The sequence below is a fragment of the Flavobacterium sp. 38 genome, from assembly GCF_057799715.1.
Genome location: NZ_JBYNWZ010000001.1, coordinates 917,921 through 938,147, shown reverse-complemented (window position 1 = coordinate 938,147; position 20,227 = coordinate 917,921). Strand labels below are relative to the sequence as shown.

At 33.8% G+C, this 20,227-nt stretch carries 20 protein-coding genes; 13 read left to right on the top strand and 7 right to left on the bottom strand.

Annotated features, from left to right (window positions below; genetic code table 11):
- Positions 1 to 71: 71 nt before the first annotated feature.
- Positions 72 to 245, bottom strand: coding sequence for a hypothetical protein (locus AC3E9W_RS04045; protein ID WP_488767025.1), 174 nt, complete (start codon positions 243 to 245; stop codon positions 72 to 74).
- 341 nt (positions 246 to 586) lie between these two features.
- Between AC3E9W_RS04045 and AC3E9W_RS04040 the strand changes: the two genes are divergently transcribed.
- Positions 587 to 901, top strand: coding sequence for an HPF/RaiA family ribosome-associated protein (locus AC3E9W_RS04040; RefSeq protein WP_306154800.1), 315 nt, complete (start codon positions 587 to 589; stop codon positions 899 to 901).
- 246 nt (positions 902 to 1,147) lie between these two features.
- Here AC3E9W_RS04040 and AC3E9W_RS04035 read toward each other — a convergent pair whose 3' ends face one another.
- Positions 1,148 to 1,807 (bottom strand): hypothetical protein, encoded by a 660-nt coding sequence (locus AC3E9W_RS04035; protein ID WP_488767024.1) that lies wholly within the window; start codon positions 1,805 to 1,807, stop codon positions 1,148 to 1,150.
- Between the two features lie 333 nt (positions 1,808 to 2,140).
- Here AC3E9W_RS04035 and AC3E9W_RS04030 point away from each other — a divergent pair, with 333 nt between their 5' ends.
- From AC3E9W_RS04030 to AC3E9W_RS04010, 5 genes are all read left to right on the top strand, one after another.
- A complete protein-coding gene (locus tag AC3E9W_RS04030; RefSeq protein ID WP_456891128.1) occupies positions 2,141 to 2,629 on the top strand; it encodes a nuclear transport factor 2 family protein in 489 nt (162 codons plus the stop codon).
- A 263-nt stretch (positions 2,630 to 2,892) separates the two neighbouring features.
- Positions 2,893 to 4,275 (top strand): ammonium transporter, encoded by a 1,383-nt coding sequence (locus AC3E9W_RS04025; protein ID WP_306154795.1) that lies wholly within the window; start codon positions 2,893 to 2,895, stop codon positions 4,273 to 4,275.
- A gap of 282 nt (positions 4,276 to 4,557) precedes the next feature.
- On the top strand, positions 4,558 to 5,235 hold the full coding sequence (gene trmB, locus AC3E9W_RS04020; RefSeq protein WP_306154793.1) for a tRNA (guanosine(46)-N7)-methyltransferase TrmB: 678 nt from the start codon (positions 4,558 to 4,560) through the stop codon (positions 5,233 to 5,235).
- A gap of 41 nt (positions 5,236 to 5,276) precedes the next feature.
- Complete coding sequence (locus AC3E9W_RS04015; protein WP_488767021.1) at positions 5,277 to 5,915, top strand: LysE family transporter; 639 nt, start codon at positions 5,277 to 5,279, stop codon at positions 5,913 to 5,915.
- A gap of 138 nt (positions 5,916 to 6,053) precedes the next feature.
- Positions 6,054 to 6,380, top strand: a complete 327-nt coding sequence (locus AC3E9W_RS04010; RefSeq protein WP_286968192.1) for an MGMT family protein — start codon at positions 6,054 to 6,056, stop codon at positions 6,378 to 6,380.
- 265 nt (positions 6,381 to 6,645) lie between these two features.
- Here AC3E9W_RS04010 and AC3E9W_RS04005 read toward each other — a convergent pair whose 3' ends face one another.
- Together AC3E9W_RS04005 and AC3E9W_RS04000 are read right to left on the bottom strand one after the other, a co-directional pair.
- On the bottom strand, positions 6,646 to 7,971 hold the full coding sequence (locus tag AC3E9W_RS04005; protein ID WP_488767018.1) for a sensor histidine kinase: 1,326 nt from the start codon (positions 7,969 to 7,971) through the stop codon (positions 6,646 to 6,648).
- Positions 7,972 to 8,122: 151 nt separating this feature from the next.
- Positions 8,123 to 9,472, bottom strand: coding sequence for a sigma-54-dependent transcriptional regulator (locus AC3E9W_RS04000; RefSeq protein WP_488767016.1), 1,350 nt, complete (start codon positions 9,470 to 9,472; stop codon positions 8,123 to 8,125).
- A gap of 160 nt (positions 9,473 to 9,632) precedes the next feature.
- Between AC3E9W_RS04000 and AC3E9W_RS03995 the strand changes: the two genes are divergently transcribed.
- The 3 genes from AC3E9W_RS03995 to AC3E9W_RS03985 all read left to right on the top strand — a co-directional run bounded on the left by AC3E9W_RS03995 (position 9,633) and on the right by AC3E9W_RS03985 (position 14,288).
- The gene (locus tag AC3E9W_RS03995; protein ID WP_488767014.1) at positions 9,633 to 10,871 is read left to right on the top strand and encodes an efflux RND transporter periplasmic adaptor subunit; all 1,239 of its coding nucleotides are present in this window, start codon (positions 9,633 to 9,635) and stop codon (positions 10,869 to 10,871) included.
- A gap of 149 nt (positions 10,872 to 11,020) precedes the next feature.
- Positions 11,021 to 11,728, top strand: a complete 708-nt coding sequence (locus AC3E9W_RS03990) for an ABC transporter ATP-binding protein (protein ID WP_125719006.1) — start codon at positions 11,021 to 11,023, stop codon at positions 11,726 to 11,728.
- A gap of 133 nt (positions 11,729 to 11,861) precedes the next feature.
- The gene (locus AC3E9W_RS03985; RefSeq protein WP_488767012.1) at positions 11,862 to 14,288 is read left to right on the top strand and encodes an ABC transporter permease; all 2,427 of its coding nucleotides are present in this window, start codon (positions 11,862 to 11,864) and stop codon (positions 14,286 to 14,288) included.
- 64 nt (positions 14,289 to 14,352) lie between these two features.
- Here AC3E9W_RS03985 and AC3E9W_RS03980 read toward each other — a convergent pair whose 3' ends face one another.
- The gene (locus tag AC3E9W_RS03980; RefSeq protein WP_488767010.1) at positions 14,353 to 15,945 is read right to left on the bottom strand and encodes a L,D-transpeptidase family protein; all 1,593 of its coding nucleotides are present in this window, start codon (positions 15,943 to 15,945) and stop codon (positions 14,353 to 14,355) included.
- 419 nt (positions 15,946 to 16,364) lie between these two features.
- Between AC3E9W_RS03980 and AC3E9W_RS03975 the strand changes: the two genes are divergently transcribed.
- The 4 genes from AC3E9W_RS03975 (at position 16,365) to AC3E9W_RS03960 (ending at position 18,889) form a co-directional block, all read left to right on the top strand.
- On the top strand, positions 16,365 to 17,495 hold the full coding sequence (locus AC3E9W_RS03975) for an Mrp/NBP35 family ATP-binding protein (protein ID WP_125719000.1): 1,131 nt from the start codon (positions 16,365 to 16,367) through the stop codon (positions 17,493 to 17,495).
- Positions 17,496 to 17,575: 80 nt separating this feature from the next.
- Entirely contained in the window at positions 17,576 to 17,815 is a 240-nt protein-coding gene (locus AC3E9W_RS03970) for a NifU family protein (RefSeq protein ID WP_306154777.1), read from the top strand.
- Between the two features lie 214 nt (positions 17,816 to 18,029).
- A complete protein-coding gene (locus tag AC3E9W_RS03965) occupies positions 18,030 to 18,512 on the top strand; it encodes a hypothetical protein (RefSeq protein WP_306154776.1) in 483 nt (160 codons plus the stop codon).
- A gap of 59 nt (positions 18,513 to 18,571) precedes the next feature.
- Entirely contained in the window at positions 18,572 to 18,889 is a 318-nt protein-coding gene (locus AC3E9W_RS03960) for a 2Fe-2S iron-sulfur cluster-binding family protein (protein ID WP_091490641.1), read from the top strand.
- Positions 18,890 to 18,931: 42 nt separating this feature from the next.
- Here AC3E9W_RS03960 and AC3E9W_RS03955 read toward each other — a convergent pair whose 3' ends face one another.
- Together AC3E9W_RS03955 and AC3E9W_RS03950 are read right to left on the bottom strand one after the other, a co-directional pair.
- A complete protein-coding gene (locus tag AC3E9W_RS03955; protein ID WP_488767006.1) occupies positions 18,932 to 19,612 on the bottom strand; it encodes a DUF6058 family natural product biosynthesis protein in 681 nt (226 codons plus the stop codon).
- Position 19,613: 1 nt separating this feature from the next.
- The gene (locus AC3E9W_RS03950; protein WP_488767005.1) at positions 19,614 to 20,162 is read right to left on the bottom strand and encodes an SMI1/KNR4 family protein; all 549 of its coding nucleotides are present in this window, start codon (positions 20,160 to 20,162) and stop codon (positions 19,614 to 19,616) included.
- Positions 20,163 to 20,227: the final 65 nt, after the last annotated feature.

The following is a 20,227-nucleotide window of genomic DNA, read 5'->3' as shown; positions in this document are numbered from 1 at the left end:
ATCTAAAAATTCTACTCAACCTCCAAATAAGGATCCAGAATCTCGGCCAATTTATTCAGCCAGTAAAAGCTTTAATCCAGATTGATATTTTCTTGTTGCAGAAATTCGTTTTCGTGCATTACGTTTAAGGCAAGAATATAATTTACTTGTCTAAGGGTTTTCGCCATACTTTTCGAATCAATTGAAGTGTTGAAGAATTCAGCTAATCTTAATTCGGTTTCTTTGGAAAGGGTGTTTGTACTCATAATCTGAAAGTTTTGAGAGTATAAAACCCACATGGATTAGCTGCTCAACGCCTTTCAGAGCGTCGCGGTTGTTTCCAATACCGCCAGCATACCACGTGGGCAAATCTTTTTTGTTGTATCATTATCTGAAAGTTTTGAACGACAAAGATATAAAAAACAAAAATAAATTGTAAGTTTTTTCTTCGTTTATAAATTAAAATACTATAAGTATATTTTCACCAATCGAAATTACAAAATTGAAAAATAAATCGTTTAATATTTCATAATATTTCCTTAACCTACTTGTCTTTTAGTTGTAAAATCGATAAGTTTGAGAATGAATCATTAAAAAATTATCCGTTATGAAAGTACAAATCAATACAGACAAAAACATTGAAGGAAGTGCAAGATTAGAGAGTTATTTTTCTTCAGAAGTTGAAAAAAGTTTAGATCGTTTTCAAGATAAAATTACCCGTGTCGAGATTCATTTTGGTGATGAAAACGGCGAAAAATTCAGCTTGCATGACAAAAAATGTGTGATTGAAGTCCGCCCTGTAAAATTACAGCCTATAACGGTTACAGAACACGCCGAATCGCTTGAAAAAGCTTTCAGTGGTGCATTGGCTAAAGTAAAAAAATCGTTGACTAGCACTTTCGAAAAAATAAAAGAACATTAATTTTTAAACCATATAAGCGATATAAGTTCATTTTTAGTTTTTTACTGAAATGAATTAATCTCGCAAAGACGCGAAGCCGCAAAGTTTATATATACTTTGCGGCTTCGTGCTTTTATTAAATAAATGATAAAAACTTAAATTTTCTAAAAATTCAAAGCCTCAAAGTTCATACTTTGAGGCTTTGTTTGTTTACAGTAAGAATAAAAAAACTTTAAATTTTCTTATATCACTTATATGGTTTATAAACTATTTAGGAAGCGGAGCGCCAACGGCAATATCGCAGCGGTGACCTGGTTTTCCGTGCGGCGGATTCATTCCGTCTGCTACAGTCGCTTCTGTTCCTTCGGTACTCAATAATGCCGGAACTGGATTTGATGCTGGCGGAGGTGTTACCGAAAAGTTTTGTGTAACCGTTCCGCTTTGTGCTGTATTTGTGGTTGTTGTTGTATTTTTTGCTGGAGGCGAATTTAAAGGTGCTCCAACCGGAATATCACATCTGTGTCCTGGCTGTCCATGTGGCGGATTCATTCCTTTTGCTGTTTTAGCAGGAACTGTCGTAGTGGTTACCACTTGAGGCTGGCCAACTTTTACCGTTTGTCCTGTTTGCGTCGCAACCTGACCTTGCTGTGGGGGTGCCGAATTTAAAGGCGCTCCAACTGCAATATCGCAACGATGGCCCGGCTGTCCGTGCGCTGGATTGATTCCTTTGGTGTCACTTAAAACGGTATTTGGATTTGCTGCATGATTTTGCACCACAGGCGCAGCAGCTTTAGTTGTATCTTTTGCAAGTCCTAACCTTACTAATTCAGATGTTGCTGTACTTTCCTGCGGTTCCAATTCTTTTTTGCAGGAAATAAAAAGTAAAGAAGTAACTGCTAGCGAGCTTAGAAGTATTTTTGCATTCATTGGGGTATTATTTAAGATCAATCAAATATACTTGTTTTTTGAATTTAAATCCTATAAGTAATGTAAGTTCATTTAAAGTTATTTGTTAATGAATTTTAAATGTTGCAAAAACGTGATTTTTTTCTCCCGCAGATCGGGAAGATATTTTATATTTAATTGAGCAAAAAAATTCCCTTTACTTACAAATGCCACAAAGGCACAAAGTCACCAAGAATCTTAAAATAAACTTTGCGCCCTCGTGTCTTTGTGGCAAAAATTGCATATTCTTTGACTTCTTAAATAACTTATATGGTTTAAAAAAAATAATATCTTTAAACTTTAAATTTATATCTCATGAAAAAAATTGCTTTACTCCTTCTATTTATTACCGCTTTCGCGAATGCACAAACCGACAAAAACAAAATCAATCAGACCTTAGATGCTTGGCATAAAGCTGCAGCTGAGGTAAAATTTGACGCTTATTTTAGTGTCTTAAATTCAGATGCGATTTATATTGGCACAGATGCTACCGAAAATTGGACTAAAAAAGAATTCGCTGTTTGGGCAAAACCTTTTTTTGATAAAGGAACGACATGGAATTTTAAAGCCTTAGAACGCCATATCTTTTTTGACAAATCAGGAAAAATTGCTTGGTTTGACGAATTACTAGACACGCAAATGAAAATCTGCCGCGGTTCTGGTGTTTTGGTTAAAGTGGGTAACGAATGGAAAATTCAGCATTATGTTTTATCAATGACAGTTCCAAATGACGAAGTTGACGCTGTAACCAAGATAAAAGCGCCAATTGAAGATGCTTTGATTGCAAAACTTCAGAAAAAATAAAACATTTTCGACTTTTCTTATTATAAACATAACTTTTTGAGCGCTTTAAAAGCATTGTTGATAGACTAATTTTAATTAATTCGTCAAAAACAATGCTTTTTTGTAACTTTAGAATAAGATACTGTCAAAAAAAGAAGCCGTATTTTACAAAATCGATCAAAATAAAAGCCGAACCTCTATTTTAATAGCCTTTAAAACGAGAATATTTATTTTTTTCTAACTTTGACCCCAAAAAAAATAGGGTTAAACAAAGTATTTTAAAAATGAAAATAGAAAAACGCTGGATTATTTCCTTTATTATGATAAGCGTCGTATGTACGATAGGTGCATTTTGGCCGACAGTTACAGAAAATAATTATGTTTTATCAGAATTTGGAACTTTAGATCATATCGTTCCTGCCGATGTTGCCTGGATGCTTACTTCAAGCTGTCTGGTTTTGATCATGACGCCAGGATTGTCTTTCTTTTATGGCGGAATGGTAGGAAAGAAAAATGTTATCTCTACCATGCTTCAAAGTTTTATCTGTTTGGGCGTAGTAACGCTTTTATGGGTTGTGGTGGCATTTAGCTTAGCCTTTGGAGAACCAGTCGGATTCGGTTCTGGAGATCATTTTTACAGCTTTTTCGGAAACCCGACTACTTTTGCTTTTATGGATTATGTGGGCGTCTTGCCTCATAAACAACTGGCAAATACGATTCCGTTTATGCTTTTCGCTTTGTTTCAAATGAAATTTGCGATTATCTGCCCTGCGATTATTACAGGTTCGTTTGCAGAACGTGTTCGTTTTATTTCTTATTTAGTATTCATCAGTTTATTTACCATATTTATTTATGCTCCTTTATGTCACGCCGTTTGGTATCCGACGGGTGTTTTAGGAAGCTACTTTGGCGTTAAAGATTTTGCAGGAGGAACTGTAGTGCATATGAGTTCTGGTTTTGCAGCTCTAGCCGGAGTTATTGTTTTAGGAAAAAGAAAAAACAGCCAGCATATTCCAACTAACATTCCGTTTGTGTTATTAGGAACTGGAATGCTTTGGTTTGGATGGTTCGGATTCAACGCGGGATCTGCTCTTGCTGCCAACGGAACTGCTGCTATGGCTTTTGCTACAACTACGACTTCATCTGCTGCAGCGATGCTAACTTGGATTTTCTTTGACAGAATGAACGGAAGAAAAGTTTCGGCTCTTGGAGCTTGTATCGGTGCCGTTGTTGGTTTAGTGGCCATTACACCTGCCGCAGGATTTGTTTCGGTTCCAGAAAGTATGTTCTTCGGATTCATCACGGCTTTGGTTTCTAACACGGCTGTAAACTGCAAATATTCTAAAAGATTCGACGATACGCTTGACGTTTTTGCTTGCCACGGTGTTGGCGGAATTATGGGAATGATTCTTACTGCTGTTTTTGCTCACGGCGAAAATGCAAGTTTGCTTCACGGCGGATGGAATGTTTTCGGACACCATATGATGGCATTGGTTTTGGTTTCGATCTTTACTTTCTTCGGAGCTTATTTCTTGTTTAAAGTAACCAACTTCATTATTCCACTAAGAGTTTCAGAAGAATCAGAACACATCGGACTAGATTTATCGCAACACGATGAATCTCTTGATCCAAAAGCACAACCAATTACTGAACCACATTACGGTTAATTTTTAGTTTGCCACGAATTGCACGAATTTCCACAAATTTTTTTAATCAGCTTGCTGATTATATGTTTGAGCTAAACAAAAACAGAATAAAAAATTCGTGAAAATTCGTGCAATTCGTGGCAAAAAAATTACGTCCAGTTAAAAATCCATTTAATCTATATAATCTGTGGCAAAAAAGAAATCAAGAATAATTCGTGAATTCGTGGCGAAAGAACTTTTAAACCTAATTCCGCTATTTTCATTCGTTTATATTCCTTAATTTTGCGGAAAATTTTTGTAAAAGTGGGAAGTAAAAATAAACTAAAAAGATTCAGAGAAAACGAAACATTTGAAAACGTTTTTCAGCCAACCAGAGAAGAAGTTGTAGGCAACTTAATGCCTTTAAGAGGAAAATGGAATTCTGATTTCTTTAAAAATGATAATCCATTAGTTTTAGAATTAGGGTGCGGAAAAGGAGAATATTCTGTTGGATTAGCAGAGAAATACCCAGACAAAAATTTTATCGGAATCGATATTAAAGGAGCGCGTTTCTGGAGAGGTGCAAAAACCGCTGTAGAAAATGGTCTTCATAATGTGGCTTTCGTACGTACTCAAATTGAGTTGATTAATCATATTTTTGCCGAAGGCGAAGTAGACGAAATCTGGATTACTTTTCCAGATCCACAGATCAAATACAAGAGAACGAAACACAGAATGACTAATTCTGAGTTCCTGCAATTGTACAAAAAAATCCTGAAAAAAGACGGTGTTGTAAATCTTAAAACTGATAGTGAATTTATGCACGGTTATACGCTTGGATTGCTTCATGGAGAAGGCCATGAAGTTCTTTATGCCAACCACAATGTTTACAAAAATGAAGGAAGTCCTGAAGTGGTAACTTCTATCCAAACTTTTTACGAAAAACAATATTTAGAAATTAACAAGGCAATTACGTATATTCGTTTCAAAATTAAAGATTAACTTTAATTTTGAAACCTTTATCTAACCGATTTAACTTCTAAATGACCTACCTTACTCCACTAATTTCAGGTTTTATTGCCGCAGCCATTGGAACAATTCCGCCAGGATTGCTCAATATGACAGCTGCCAAAATAAAAATGAAAGAAGGGAGAAAGAATGCTATTTGGTTTGTAATTGGCGCTGTTTTAGTTCTTTTTTTTCAGGCGTATGTGGCAGTATTGTTTGCACGCGTTATAGACAATCGTCCAGACGTTGTCATACTTTTGCGCGAAGCTGGTTTTGTCATTTTTGCAATCTTAACTATTTACTTTTTCTTTTTTGCCAAAGAACCAATAGCTAAGAAAAAAACAAAGATCAAAAAGAGCAGTAAAAAAAGCCGTTTCTTTCTCGGAATGCTTCTTTCTGGACTGAATTTCTTTCCTATTCCGTACTATGTTGTTGTCAGCGTGACGTTGGCCTCGTATCATCTTTTTGTATTCGAAAACGCGATTATTTTGACTTTTGTATCGGGTTCTGTTCTTGGAGCTTTTATCATTTTATACAGCTATATTGCTTTCTTTGGAAGAATAGAAAAGAAAACCGATTATTTCATGCGTAACATGAATGCAATTATCGGAACCATTACTGGATTGGTTGCCCTTGCGACACTTTTTAATATCCTGAATTACTACTTCGGATAATTTTATAGCCACTGATTAAAGGATTAAAACGATTCCTTCTTCTATGCTTTTAAATTTTTCTCGCAGATTCTACAGATTTTAACAGATAAATAGTAATTTTAAAATCCTTCTAATCCTTTAATCTGTGGCAAAATAATTATGGCTGAAGAGAATTTTTTCGAAAGAGTTTATGTAATCGCCAGACAAATTCCGTTTGGAAAAGTAACTTCTTACGGCGCTATCGCAAAAGCTTTAGGCACAGCTCGTTCTGCACGAATGGTAGGCTGGGCCATGAATGCCTGCCATAATATGGATGATGTTCCTGCACACCGAGTAGTCAACCAAAAAGGACTTTTGACTGGAAAACACCATTTTGACGGCACAAATTTAATGCAGCAGCTTTTAGAAAATGAAGGCATTAAAGTTGTCAATAATCAGATTGTCGATTTTGAAAAACATTTTTGGAAACCTGAAATTCAGGGGTGATTTTTTTTGAACCATATAAGTCATGTAAGTTTTTTTTTAATCTCGCAAAGTCGCAGAGGTACAAAGCTTTTTTGTTTCACGCAGATTCTGCAGATTAGAGCAGATTTAATTTGATTTTTTATAATACAATCTGCGCGATCTGCTTAAATCTTTTTAAATCAGCGTGAAACATTTTTTTGCGACTTCGCGACTTTGCGAGAGATTCGACAAAAATTAATGATTTACTTTTTAAATGAACTTAAATCGCTTATATGGTTTAAAAAAATTAAATCAAGCATATCACAAAACTTGTTTGATCTTCGTCGGTTTGATAGCTTAAATAACCGCCGTGCGCTTCGATGATATTTTTAGAAAGCGTTAATCCGATTCCGGCGCCGTCTTTTCTTGTGGTGAAAAATGGCAAGAAAACTTTGTCTCTAATTTCTGCATCTACACCTTTTCCATTGTCTGAAATCACGATAAAAAAGCGATTGTTTTCCGTATAGCTGGAAATAATCAGTTTCTTTTCTTCTTTTTCTTTTAAAGCATGAATACTATTGGTAATCAAATTGATAATTACCTGCTCCATCTGATTTTTATCAATCAGAATCGAGCGCGAACTATGAACTTCATTTATTAATTCAATTCCTTCCTCCTTCAAAATCGGACTCATTATGCGCAAGCAATCTTCAAACAAAGCATTTATAGGCGTCATCTGTTTGTTTGGAGTCGGAAGCATGGCCAGTTTGCGGTAATTTTCAACAAAAAACTGCAAATGATCACTTCGGTTTATGATTGTAGAAATACTGCTTTTGATGTCTTCAAAATCATCTTCTTCCAATTCTTCTTGATCTACGATATGAAGTAAATTCTGCGAAAGCGCCCGAATTGGCGTAAGCGAATTCATTAATTCATGCGAAATAATCTTCATTAAATTAATCCAAGCTTCTTTTTCTTTTTTCTCGATAACACGCTGAATACTATCCAATAAAATAATAAAATACTCTTTATTATAAGTTTGCGTGCGCGAAGTCTGCAACATAAAAGTCTGCAAATCCTGATCTTCTATTTTAATCGAAATTGCCGTTTTAAGTTCGCTAAAATCTACGTTTTCGATTTCATTGCAGAGTCCAGGAAGGTAATTTTGGAGATATTTCCAATGGCTTACCTTCGGTACTTTAAACAGATTCGAAAAACAATCGTTCATAATGAAAATCGACCAGCTGTCTTCTTCTTTTTCTAAAATGAGAGCGGCAGTATCGATACTGTTCAAAATCGAACGATAGATTAATTCTTTGGAAATCTGCTCTTGTTTCTGAACCTTTAAAGTATCGTATAAAAGATATAAACTATTAAAATTGTCTTTTTTATGCTCTTCTGGAAAATGGGCAGAAAAGTCGTCGTGCAAAATGGAATTAATTGTTTTATCATAAAACATCAATTGATTTTTGACAAAAAAATACATTTCGAACAGAAATATCAAAACAAAAGCGCCGACTAGAATCCCGTTGAATTGAAACCCTTTATAAAACAACAAAGCACTGCAGAGAAATAGTGCCATTACAAACACAACTCTTATAAACAATGCATTATAAAATTTCCAATTCTTCATTTATTTTATTTGAATTGCCTCCAGCTTTAGCTGGAGAGATAAAATTATTGATAGAAATAGGGCTTTAGCCAAACATACACATTTTGGCTAAAGCCTCAAATTCTTTCCTTATTATTTACATCCAGCTAAAGCTGGATGCTATTCATAGTATTTAATTCTTCAAATCATATTTTTCAATTCTTCTATATAAGGCTGCGCGCGACAAGCCTAATTCTTCGGCAGTTTTACTGATATTTCCATTATGTTTGAATAATGCTTTTTCGATCGCACCTTTTTCCATTTCAGACAACGGATTTTCATCATTTTCTTGAATTTCTTCAAAATCTAAAATATCTAAATCTAATACTGAAATGGTATTATTTTCAGCGAGAATCAGAGCGCGTTCGATTTTATTTTCCATTTCGCGGACATTTCCTTTCCACGGATATTTTTCTAAATAAGAAGCCGCATTATCTTCAAATTTTAAATCTTGCTGATTGTATTTTTCGGCAATCTGTTCTAAGATAAAGTTCGCCATCGGTACAATATCGTCTTTTCTTTCGCGTAAAGACGGAAGATTGATTTCCATTGTATTGATTCTATAAAGTAAATCTTCACGAAACGTTTTATTTTTTACTTCTGTTTTAATATCGCTGTTTGTTGCTGCGACAACACGAACATTCAGCGGTCTTGGTTTACTTTCTCCCAAACGCGTTACTGTTTTAGTCTGCAAGACATGGAGTAATTTGGCTTGAAGATGAAGCGGAATATTCCCTATTTCGTCTAAAAAAATAGTGCCGTTTTGTGCTGTTTCAAATCTTCCGGCAGTATCTATTTTAGCATCAGTAAAAGCGCCTTTCGCATAACCAAAAAGTTCGCTTTCGAACAGATTATCGCTCAACGAGCCCAAATCTACATGCACAAAAGGCTGATTTTTTCTTTCAGAATGCTGATGAATATATTCGGCAAAGACATACTTTCCAGTTCCGTTTTCGCCCAAAATCAAAACGTTGGCATCTGTACGCGCTACTTTTTCGGAGATTGCATAAGCTTGTTTTATTTTGGCCGAAGTTCCGACGAAATATTTCTTTTCTGTTTTTTCTAATTTATCAACGGTTTTTTTACTGTTTTTTCTGCTTTCGGTAACCGCTTTATCAATGATTTCAAGCAGTTTTTCGTTATTCCAAGGTTTTAAAACATAATCAAAAGCACCTATTTTAATGCCTTCTACAGCAGTTTCGATTTTACCAAAAGCCGTCATTAAGATTACAATTGTGTTTGGCGAAAGCGTTTTTATTTCTTTTAGCCAATGAATTCCTTCTCGCCCATCTTCAAAACCAATTCGGTAATTCATATCCAGCAAAACTACGTTGATGTCATTTTCGCTTAAGATCGAAATGATTTTTTTTGGACTATTAGTGGTAAAAATCGTTTCAAAATGTTTCTTGAGAATCATTTTTGCAGAAAAAAGAATTTCTTCCTGATCGTCAACAACTAATATTTGGGCTAGTTTTTTTCTCATGTGGTGTTTTTTCTGTCCGCTTCCGAACGGTCAACTGTTCATTATCGGACACTGCTTTTCTGAGGCGGTTTTTAAAGTCTCTTCAAAATCAATGCCTTACAAATAATAAATTTTATGGCACAGTATTTACCTATTGACTATCAGTAAAATAATTAAAAAAATGGACACGATAATTCCTCGTAAAAATAAAAAATTTAGATATCTCGCAATAGCAATTGCTGTTTTTTTAGTTTTGCTTACCATCACGATTTTTGCTTTTAACACCAAAAGAACCTTAAACGTAAAAACAGATGAATTGGTAATTCAAAAAGCAGAAAAAGCGTTTTTCGAAGATTTTGTCGTTTTTCAGGCAAAAGTAGAACCTTTGAATATGATGCTGGTAAATGTAACTGAAGGCGGTTCTGTAAAAGAGATTTTTGTAGAAAACGGTGCTATGGTTACCAAAGGACAGTCGCTAGCACGTTTGTACAATCCGAATACAGAACTGAATTATCTGACTCAGGAAACGGCTATTATTGAGCAAATCAACAATTTAAATACAGGAAAACTAAACATCAGAAATCAAGAATTGAACTTAAACAAAGATTTAGTTCTGATTGAACACGATTATAACGACGCCAAAAGGCTGTACGACATGAATGCGAAGCTTTACGAAAAGGATGTAATTTCTAAAAATGACTGGAATACTTTTAAAGAAAGTCTTCGCTTTCAGGAAGAGCGCAAAAGAACAATTCAGCAGAGCATTCAAAAAGAAAAACAAAGCAATCAGGTTCAGATTTCGCAGATAAACCGTTCGATTCAGACAATGGAAAAGAGTTTGGATATTCTTAGAAATAATAAAAAGAACTTTTTAATTACAGCTCCAGAAACAGGACGATTAACTTCTTTTGAAGCTGTTTTGGGACAAACTTTTCAGGCAGGTCATAGCATCGGAAAAATTGACTCTAAGAAAGGATACAAACTGGCCGCAGAAGTGGATGAGTTTTATTTGGAAAAAATCAGAGAAGGCCTGAAAGGACAGGTAGAATTTAAAGGCGCAACTCTTGAAGTTATTGTAACTAAAGTAATTCCTGAAGTTAAAGGCGGACGTTTTACTGTAGAATTGGCTTTTTCATCTAAGGAAAATATTGTTCTTCAAGACGGACTTAGCTTTGGCGTAAAATTGATTTTATCTGAAAAGAATAAAACGCTGGTAATTCCGAGAGGCGCTTTTAACCAAGAAGCTGCAGGAAAATGGATTTTTGTAGTGAATGGAAACAAAGCAGTAAGAAGAAATATCAAATTAGGACGCGAAAATCCTTCTTACTATGAAGTTCTTGAAGGTTTGAAAGAAGGCGAATCTGTAGTTACTTCTTCTTATACTGATTATAAAGACATCGAAGAGCTTTCTTTAGAATAGTTTGTTTTGTTTCAGGTTTCTCCCGAAGTGTCGGGATCAAGTTATCGAACTGCAAAAACCTGAAACTTTAAACTTGAAACAAAAAATATAAAAACATCAATCATCAATCAAAAAACGTATTTAATAACATTTCAAAACCTTAAAAAATTATGATCACAATTCAGAATTTAACCAAAGTTTTTAGAACAGAAGAAATAGAAACTGCTGCTTTGAGCGGAATCAATTTAGAAATAAAAAAAGGAGATTTTTTAACTATTATGGGGCCTTCAGGCTGTGGAAAATCGACTTTACTGAATATTATCGGTCTTTTGGACAGTGCAGATGGCGGAAGTTACAAATTACTAGATCAGGAAATGATTGGCTTAAAAGAAAAAGGAAGAGCGAAAGTGAGAAAAGAAAATATTGGTTTCATTTTTCAGAATTTCAACCTAATAGATGAGCTTTCTGTTTATGACAATATCGAATTGCCTTTGCTTTACAACAATGTAAAAGCTTCTGAAAGAAAGCAAAAGATTGAAGCGATTGCTGAGAAACTAAATATTTCGCATCGTTTGAGACATTTTCCGCAACAGCTTTCTGGAGGTCAGCAGCAAAGAGTTGCCGTTGCAAGAGCTTTGGTAAATGATCCGAAGATTATTTTGGCCGATGAGCCAACAGGAAATTTAGACAGTAAAAACGGTAATGAAGTAATGGAACTTTTAACCGATTTACATGCTAAAGGCGCTACTATTTTGATGGTTACCCACTCTGATTATGATGCTTCTTTTTCGCAAAGAACCATTCACATGAAAGATGGAGTTATATTTTCTGAGAAATTAAATCAACGAAATGTTGATGTTTTTATGGACGCTAAATAACAAAATGATGATTAAAATTATTGTCACAGCATTCGTAGTTCTTGTAGAATTAGTCTGCAAGATTTTTACAATGATCTAAAGCCTTAAAGGTTTTAAAAAACTGCCATATCAACTATAAAAAATATACATCAAAATGATTTTTAACTGGTTTAAAATATTTATATATCATTTAAAGCAAAGCAAACTGTTTTCGTTTTTAAATGTTCTAGGATTAAGCATCGGAATTTCTGCGGTCATTTTTGCCATTCTGTACTGGAATAACGAACATGCTTACGATCAATGGAATCCTGGAAAAGACAATACTTACATGGTTTTGAACAGACTTAGCAATGGGGACACTTGGGGATCTAATTCGATACCATTTGGTGAAACTTGTAAAGCTACAATTCCAGAGATCGAAAAAATATGCTTCTTTAACACTTGGTACGACGAAGATCTTATCAAATATGAGAATCAAAAAGTAGTGGTTAAAAACATAACCACCACTGACGAAAATTTCTTCGATTTTTTTCCTTTTGATATTATAAAAGGAGCAAAAACTAATATTCTGAAAGAAAAAAATAGTGTCGCTATTTCTGAAGAACAGGCGCAATTATTTTTTAAAAATGAGGATCCGATTGGTAAATCTATTGTTTTTGGAGGAAAAAATTATACTATAAAATCGGTTTATAGAATTATTAAGCCTTCCTCTATTCAGCCTTCTTTTGTTTTTAACGGAGTAAAAAGGGAAGGCGACGAAAACAGCTGGGGAAATTTTAATTACGGCTTATTGATTAGAACAAAAAAAGATGCCAATATTGATGCTGTTTTAAAGAAAATGCAAAATGTCTATTTTGTAAACAGAACTGTAAAAGATGCCAAAGAAAGTGGAATGACTGTGGCTCAATATGTCAAAGAGAATGGAGAAATAAAAGTCATATTAGACCAATTAAAAACTTCTCGTCTGCATGGAACCAAAAGTTCTGCAGGACAAAATTACCCAGAAGGTGTTGGTAATTTAAAACTGCTTTACATTATGGCTGGTTTATCTATTTTGATTTTGGTTTTATCACTGGTGAACTATATCAATCTAGCAACAGCATCTGCAATAAAACGCGCAAAAGAAGTTGGAGTACGTAAAATTGTAGGGGCTTCTAAAAACCAGATTATCACTCAGTTTATTTTTGAAACTGCTATAATTGTAACACTGGCTATTTTATTTGCTCTTGCCATTGTCGAACTTTCATTGCCTTATTATAATTCTTTTTTAAGAAAAACTTTGACTTTGAATGGTAGCGAATTTTACCTGCAGCTCATTTTCATTTTTGGATTAGTAATTGTTCTTGCAGGTATATTCCCGGCCATTTATATTTCAAACTTTGAGACTTTAAAAGTATTAAAAGGTAATTTTTCGAGAAGCAAAAGCGGAATCTGGATTCGAAATTCGATGCTTATTTTTCAGTTCGGAATTGCTGCATTTTTTATCATCGGCGCCTTAATTGTGAACTCGCAGGTTGATTATATGATGAATAAAGATCTGGGCTTTAGCGGAGATCAGGTTCTTTCGATTCGTTATAATACTCCAGACAGAATTAGAAGAACAGATCAATATCTGGTACAAAAACAAGAAATGAAAAAGATTCCAGGTGTCGTTGATGTTACTGTTTTTGCAGGAGCGTTTGGAAGTTCAAGCGGTTCTAGTTCAGGATTTAAACATAATGGGATTTTTGTACAGCCAAAAAACATCGAAATGGATTTTGGTTTCTTAGACATGATGAACATAAAAATGGCTCAAGGACGCGATTTATCTCCTAAATTTGCATCAGATACTATTAGCAGTATGTTAATGAATGAGACACTGGTTAAAGAATTAAATCTAAAAAATCCAGTTAATACTATTATAACTTCTGGTTGGAGCAACGGAGGAGATAATTTAAAATTTAAAATTGTCGGGGTTGTAAAAGATTTTAACCTAACGGGATTACAGAATAAAGTGCCTCCAATGGTTTTTATAAATCTTAAAACTTTAAAGTGGAATAACTTTGGAACTGTCCTTGTAAAGGTCTCTCCAAATAATTTAACAGAAACGTTAGAAAAATTGAAATTATACTGGGAGAAAAATGTAAACCCTGACTATCCTTTTGACTACGAATTTGTTAACAAAGGATTTGCGCGAACTTATGAAGAGCAAGTAAAGCAAAAAAACCTGTTTTTTATCTTAAATCTAGTCGTAATTGTAATTGCTGTATTTGGATTGTTTGCTTTGGCATCATTTTCGATGGAGAGAAGATTGAAAGAAATCGCCATTCGAAAAACTTTAGGAGCTGAAACAGATATACTCTTAAAAGAATTGTCGAAACAGTATATTGTTTTCTGTTTAATAGGATTTGGAATCGGAATTGTTCCTGCTTATATATTATTACAGAAATGGCTCGAAGATTTCGCTTTTAGAATCGGAATATCCTCTGTTCCTTTTGTAATTGCGCTGATTTCTCTTTTGATTTTAACTTTAATTATCGTTTTGACAAAAGCGTTTCAGGTTACCAAAATAGATGTATTAAAATATCTAAAATACGAATAAGCTTGTAGACCATTTTTTTTAAAGAAGCCCGACAGATTTCAGTAAAATCCGTCGGGCTTTTGTTTTAATCTTTCATCGTTACAGCATCCGAATAAAGCAATTTATCTAAACTTTCGTCGCGGCTATAGACATCTGGAAAGAAATTTATCTCGCCATTGTCCTGAACCCAAGCCGTAAAATACCCTATGTAAACCGGAATTTTGCGTTTAAGCATGCAAGTAGTTTCTTTTTCGCCACTCATGGCTTTTTCAATTTTATCAACTGGCCAATCGGGATCATCTTTTAAAATATGCAGAGCCAATTGTTTCGCTTCTTTTACATTGATACAGCCATGACTAAATGTACGATTTTCAAACTGGAACAAACTTTTGGCAGGTGTGTCATGCATGTAAATGTCATTTGGATTTGGAAACATAAATTTCACTAATCCTAGCGAATTTTTAGGTCCTGGTTTTTGTCTTACTTTCCCTCCATTCCATTCCATATTATGTTCGGCAAGATAATTTTTATTACTGGCAATTTGGAGTTTGAGCTCGTTTTGAATAATACTGTTCGGCACATACCAATAAGGGCTAAAAACGATGCGGTCCATATTACCGCTGAATATGACGGTTTCGCTAAGCCTATTACCGACAAAAATATCCGACACCAAATCATACTTGCCGTCTTTTACATAGAACATTCTGAAAGACGGAATATTAACCATTACATATTCTTCTGCGCGTGCCAATTTGGTCGGAATCCATCTGCATCGTTCCATATTTAGCATAATGGTTTTGATTCTTTTGCTAATGGGTTCATTAAACTGCTTAATATGATCTCTATTAATAATATAATTGAGTGTCAAACCGTGTCTTTTTTTGTAATTCATAACACCATCCATCAACTCTCTATCATAAAAATCAATTTTAGAATCTTGCTTGAGATCGCCAAGCACATAGAGCCTTTGTCTTATTTGTTTTATCGCTGGTGCAGTAGTATCTGGTCTCATATCTTTGTATGTAGCGCTATCAATCGTGATTTTCTGCCAAAGACCATCTTTTTCTATCTTTCTGTATTTCTTTAAAGCATCCTGAAGTTTATAATATTGTGAGAATAACAAATAATCATCTTCATTTAATCGATCAGAATCAACAATAAGAGAGTCTAAAATTCGAGCGTAAGAAATATTTTTCGCTGGAAGAAACCAGCCTATTTTTTTTAACGTTGCAGGATCTACTCCAGAGTAAACGTTGCTGGCATAAAACACATACATGTTTGTGAGCAATAATTCTGTATCTATTTGCGGAGGCTCGATATTATCGCTTTCGTTAAAAGCTTGGTCAATTACATCCTTATAAGGCATTGTAGCCTCAATTCCCTGATCTTTGAGCACATTTACTTTTTGATATAAAAGCGCTCCAAATTCGGTTATGCTTTTATCATCATACCAAATAGATTTGTATTGTTTGGCTTTGTAGATATCCTCAACATCTTTCTGATACTTTTTAAGTTTAGGATATTTTTTAAAGAATGCATTAATCGAAGCAGCATCAATAGTAATAATTGAAACCGCTTTCCGATTTGTAAAATCAGCTCTGTTTTTGGTAGTAGAATTAAATGAAAAAGCAAAAAAACTGACTGCGGCAATAATCAATGAAAAAGTAAAATTTCGCATATTTTTAAAGTTTAAATTGAAGAAATAACTTTAAAAAAAATACCGAAAACCCAATAAATACTTTAAAAAAACTTAGTTTTCAAATATTTTTTTCATGTCTTGAGAATCATCGATTTGGGCTATCAAATATAACGAAGTTTTGTGAGAATTTTTATTTAATTAAAAGAAAACTTACATAAAAAACATTTGTTTGAATCGGAAAAACTTTTCTCTCGCAATCCAAAAGTCCGATCGTTCTTAATTCTTATTTTCATCAAAATTTAATGCCGCATAATTTTGAATAATCTCAATATCAATAATTACAATTCAAAAACGCTTAATTTCCGAACTTAATCTGTTATCTTTGCACCCTGAAACAGTTTAAATAAATATAATCTTATAAGACTGTTTTCTTGGAATAAAAAAAATAGCCCATTACAATGAAACTAGATAGAAAAGAAATTCTAAAAGCTTTAGAGACAATCACTATTGCTGGAGAAGGAAAAAATATGGTGGAAAGCGGCGCTGTAACCAATGTTATTACATTTGGAGATGAAGCTGTTGTAGACCTTGTATTGCATACGCCTGCTATGCATATCAAAAAAAGAGCGGAAGACGATATTAAAAAAACTATTCATGATTTAATATCTCCTGATGCGAAAGTAAAAGTAAATATTAAAGTAGAAACTCCAGAGAAACCTGAAATTAAGGGGCGTGCAATTCCTGGAATCAAAAATATTATTGCAGTTGCTTCTGGTAAAGGAGGAGTAGGAAAATCTACTGTAACGGCAAACTTGGCTGTAACGCTTGCAAAAATGGGCTTTAAAGTTGGTGTTTTGGATGCTGATATCTACGGACCATCTATGCCAATTATGTTTGATGTTGAGAACGAAAAACCTGTTTCTATTACAGTTGACGGAAAATCAAAAATGAAACCTATTGAAAGCTATGAAATCAAAATGCTTTCAATCGGATTTTTTACAGCTCCAAGCCAAGCTGTAATCTGGAGAGGACCAATGGCTGCAAAAGCATTAAATCAAATGATTTTTGACGCAGATTGGGGAGAATTAGATTTCATGCTTCTTGACTTGCCTCCTGGAACTGGAGATATCCACCTTTCTATCATGCAGTCGCTTCCAATTACGGGTGCTGTTGTAGTAAGTACTCCACAAGCAGTTGCACTTGCAGATGCTAAAAAAGGAGTGGCAATGTTTATGCAAGACAATATCAATGTTCCTGTTTTAGGAATTATTGAAAACATGGCTTATTTTACACCAGAAGAATTGCCAGAAAATAAATATTATATCTTTGGACAAGAAGGTGCTAAAAACCTTGCCGAGGATTTAGATGTTCCATTTTTAGGAGAAGTTCCAATTGTACAGTCTATTCGTGAAGCAGGAGATTACGGTCGCCCAGCAGCTTTACAAACAGCATCGCCAATAGAAAAAGTTTTTGAAGAAATTACTAGAAATGTAGTACAGGAAACAGTAAACAGAAACGAGAGCTTACCGGCAACAGAAGCAATCAAAATTACAACAATGGCAGGCTGTTCTGCAGTTAAGAAAAATTAGATAATGAGATAATTTGCCAATTGGATAATGATTAAAATTTTCTAATTGGCACATTTTCATAATTGACACATTTAAATATTATGACAACAGAAGAATTAACAAGCAATGTTTTATTGGCCTTAGACGAGATAAGACCATTCTTAAAATCTGACGGTGGAGATATTTCATTGATCTCTATTGAAGATGACAAACATGTAAAAGTTCGTTTGGAAGGAGCTTGCATTAGCTGTAGTGTTAATCAGATGACGCTAAAAGCAGGTGTAGAAACAACTATAAAAAAATATGCACCACAAATTGAAACTGTGGTAAATATAATGTAACAAATTGCCTCTTTTCGAAGAGATTGTAAGTTTGAATATTAACAAGAATAATAATCCTTAAAGGATTTTGATTAGGAATTATTCAATAACAGTCTTAAAAGAAATGCAGTTTTTACGACATTATCAAAAAAGAACTCAAAGTTTTAAGAGTTTTAATTAAGGAATTGTTACATTTTTAACTTAAATTTGTGACATAACCCTCAATCTTAAACTTATGAAAAAACATTACGCTCTTTTTTTATTATTGTTTTTTGCCGCAAAAAATTACGGCCAACAAAACCAAACACTCTTCGCAGATAAAGCGTGGGTAAATGAATCTGAAGAATGGTCAGACTTTCAGTATGCTGGTCAAATTATTTTCTCAACCACGGCAAGTAGCGAAGAAGGAAGTCTTAGAATTGGCAACTATGATCTTCTATATGATTTTTGCGAAGGAAAAGCAAAATTTTCCAACAAGGCCACTTATAGTTCTGCGGAATTTTCTCATCCAAGAAAAATTAGTTCTCAAACCGACAAACAGGGAATTTTAAATTCTAATTATGAGGGAACCCTAATTTTTCAGTCTGATAAAGATTATTATTCTGTAATAGCTTTGGTTACAATACTAGAAAAAGGGGGCAATATTATTGGTGTAAAAATGCGCCAGAAAGAAGGCAACCGAAAAGAGTATGCCTTTAGCTTAAAAGAAAAAAGTTAATTTTAAATAAGGATTTTTTCACGTTATAAAATCCTGCCACAAAATTCCAATAATTAAAAATGGATGTATTAATAAAAATTAAAGATCGAGAAGGAGTTATACACGAATTACAGGCTCCAACTGATATGGCAATGAATATAATGGAGTTATGCAAAGCATACGAACTTCCTGTTGAAGGAACCTGCGGAGGAATGGCCATGTGCGCTTCTTGCCAGTGTTATGTTCTAAATGATGTTGCATTACCAGAAATGGGTGACGATGAGGAAGCCATGCTTTCGGAAGCATTTTATGTTAAATCTAATAGTCGTTTAGGCTGTCAGATTCCAATTACTGAAGATTTGGAAGGTTTGGAGTTAGAATTAGCGCCAGAATACTAAAAAATACAAAAGCGAGAATTTATGATTCTCGCTTTTTTGTTTTTAATACTTCTTGATCAGATCATCTAAAGAAAACTCTCTTAATAATTTATCTAAATATTTCCCCCTACTGCTCAATTCACGCTGATAAGGTGCAAACAAACTTGTCGATTTATTCAGTTCATCATTCAATTCTTTCAGATAATTTTCTTCTTCATTTGTTTGAAAAGATGATTTATTAGCAATAAAATCCAAAATGCGTTTAATCGCGATTTCTTTTTCAATAATAGCATTTTCATCATTATTCAAAGTACAAATTCCGTAAACGCCTTTACAGAAATAATCCCATTCTTCTTCTAATGCTTTATCAGCCTTTTCACTAATTATCTGGCCTTTTTCATCAAAGACATTTCCATAAGCAAATGCTTTATTCTCATGATTATTTAAATTAGATAATAAATTCTGTTTAAATTCATGCTTTAATTTTTCATAACTCTCCCCACTATTTTTCTTAATCAGATCTACAATGTTCTTGGCAAAATATCTTTTGGATATTGTTAATTTATGCTGATCATTTAAAGGAGAACTAATCGTTATTTCCGAATCAATTACATAAGAGGGCGACGGAATTAATTTACCTTCAATAAGCTTATTTAACTCATCATCAGATAATCTTGTAAGCCTTTTGACTTCTTCAAATTCCAGATAATTATCTACGATATAAGCAAGATTTTCATCTCTCATCTTAATTACTTTTTAAAAATTCTGATGGATCAAAAGGCTCAAATTCTCTTTCAGAAAATGCTTCTGTCAATATTCCTGCTGAACATAACCATGAAATAGTTTCTTCAAGCGAATTACCTGTGTTGTAAATCATTTCACTATATCGTGGTAAAATATAATATCGATTATTTAAAAGAATAATTTCATCTCCATCAAAAGTATCTCCAATTCTGATTGAATTTAAAACTTGATCTTTCGTTAAAACCTCTTTTCCTTCATCCCAAAACCAATATTCGGTTATACGCTTTTTCCATTCTTCCAGAGTTAAAACAATCGTCTCAGGAAGATAAATTCGCACATAAGTTCCTCCAAGAATACCGCTTCCATATTGTTGAACGTATTCTTTATAATCTTCATCAAACACTACGTTTAATGTCTTTTCGCAAGCCAGAATTTCTTCTTCGTCGGCTGTAAATAGGTCAGTTTTATTCGTATTATAATTTGGAATTATCTTATAGTTGTCAAAATTCATATTATAATTTGGAATTATCTTATAGTTGTCAAAATTCATATTATAAGTTTTAACTGCTAATTTAATTATTTAAGAACCAAGCCAAAAGTTTTTGAAACGAAAAA

Bases quoted from the DNA above. Each gene is read 5' to 3' on its own strand.
- AC3E9W_RS03995 (WP_488767014.1), top strand. From the start codon at position 9,633: ATGGACACGATAATTCCTCGTAAAAATAAAAAATTTAGATATCTCGCA.
- AC3E9W_RS03965 (WP_306154776.1), top strand. From the start codon at position 18,030: ATGAAAAAACATTACGCTCTTTTTTTATTATTGTTTTTTGCCGCAAAA.
- AC3E9W_RS04010 (WP_286968192.1), top strand. From the start codon at position 6,054: ATGGCTGAAGAGAATTTTTTCGAAAGAGTTTATGTAATCGCCAGACAA.
- AC3E9W_RS03950 (WP_488767005.1), bottom strand. From the start codon at position 20,162: ATGAATTTTGACAACTATAAGATAATTCCAAATTATAATATGAATTTT.
- AC3E9W_RS04000 (WP_488767016.1), bottom strand. From the start codon at position 9,472: ATGAGAAAAAAACTAGCCCAAATATTAGTTGTTGACGATCAGGAAGAA.
- AC3E9W_RS04040 (WP_306154800.1), top strand. From the start codon at position 587: ATGAAAGTACAAATCAATACAGACAAAAACATTGAAGGAAGTGCAAGA.
- AC3E9W_RS04035 (WP_488767024.1), bottom strand. From the start codon at position 1,807: ATGAATGCAAAAATACTTCTAAGCTCGCTAGCAGTTACTTCTTTACTT.
- AC3E9W_RS03980 (WP_488767010.1), bottom strand. From the start codon at position 15,945: ATGCGAAATTTTACTTTTTCATTGATTATTGCCGCAGTCAGTTTTTTT.
- AC3E9W_RS03990 (WP_125719006.1), top strand. From the start codon at position 11,021: ATGATCACAATTCAGAATTTAACCAAAGTTTTTAGAACAGAAGAAATA.
- AC3E9W_RS03985 (WP_488767012.1), top strand. From the start codon at position 11,862: ATGATTTTTAACTGGTTTAAAATATTTATATATCATTTAAAGCAAAGC.
- AC3E9W_RS04015 (WP_488767021.1), top strand. From the start codon at position 5,277: ATGACCTACCTTACTCCACTAATTTCAGGTTTTATTGCCGCAGCCATT.
- AC3E9W_RS04030 (WP_456891128.1), top strand. From the start codon at position 2,141: ATGAAAAAAATTGCTTTACTCCTTCTATTTATTACCGCTTTCGCGAAT.
- AC3E9W_RS03955 (WP_488767006.1), bottom strand. From the start codon at position 19,612: ATGAGAGATGAAAATCTTGCTTATATCGTAGATAATTATCTGGAATTT.
- AC3E9W_RS04005 (WP_488767018.1), bottom strand. From the start codon at position 7,971: ATGAAGAATTGGAAATTTTATAATGCATTGTTTATAAGAGTTGTGTTT.
- AC3E9W_RS03960 (WP_091490641.1), top strand. From the start codon at position 18,572: ATGGATGTATTAATAAAAATTAAAGATCGAGAAGGAGTTATACACGAA.
- AC3E9W_RS03970 (WP_306154777.1), top strand. From the start codon at position 17,576: ATGACAACAGAAGAATTAACAAGCAATGTTTTATTGGCCTTAGACGAG.
- AC3E9W_RS04025 (WP_306154795.1), top strand. From the start codon at position 2,893: ATGAAAATAGAAAAACGCTGGATTATTTCCTTTATTATGATAAGCGTC.
- AC3E9W_RS03975 (WP_125719000.1), top strand. From the start codon at position 16,365: ATGAAACTAGATAGAAAAGAAATTCTAAAAGCTTTAGAGACAATCACT.
- AC3E9W_RS04045 (WP_488767025.1), bottom strand. From the start codon at position 245: ATGAGTACAAACACCCTTTCCAAAGAAACCGAATTAAGATTAGCTGAA.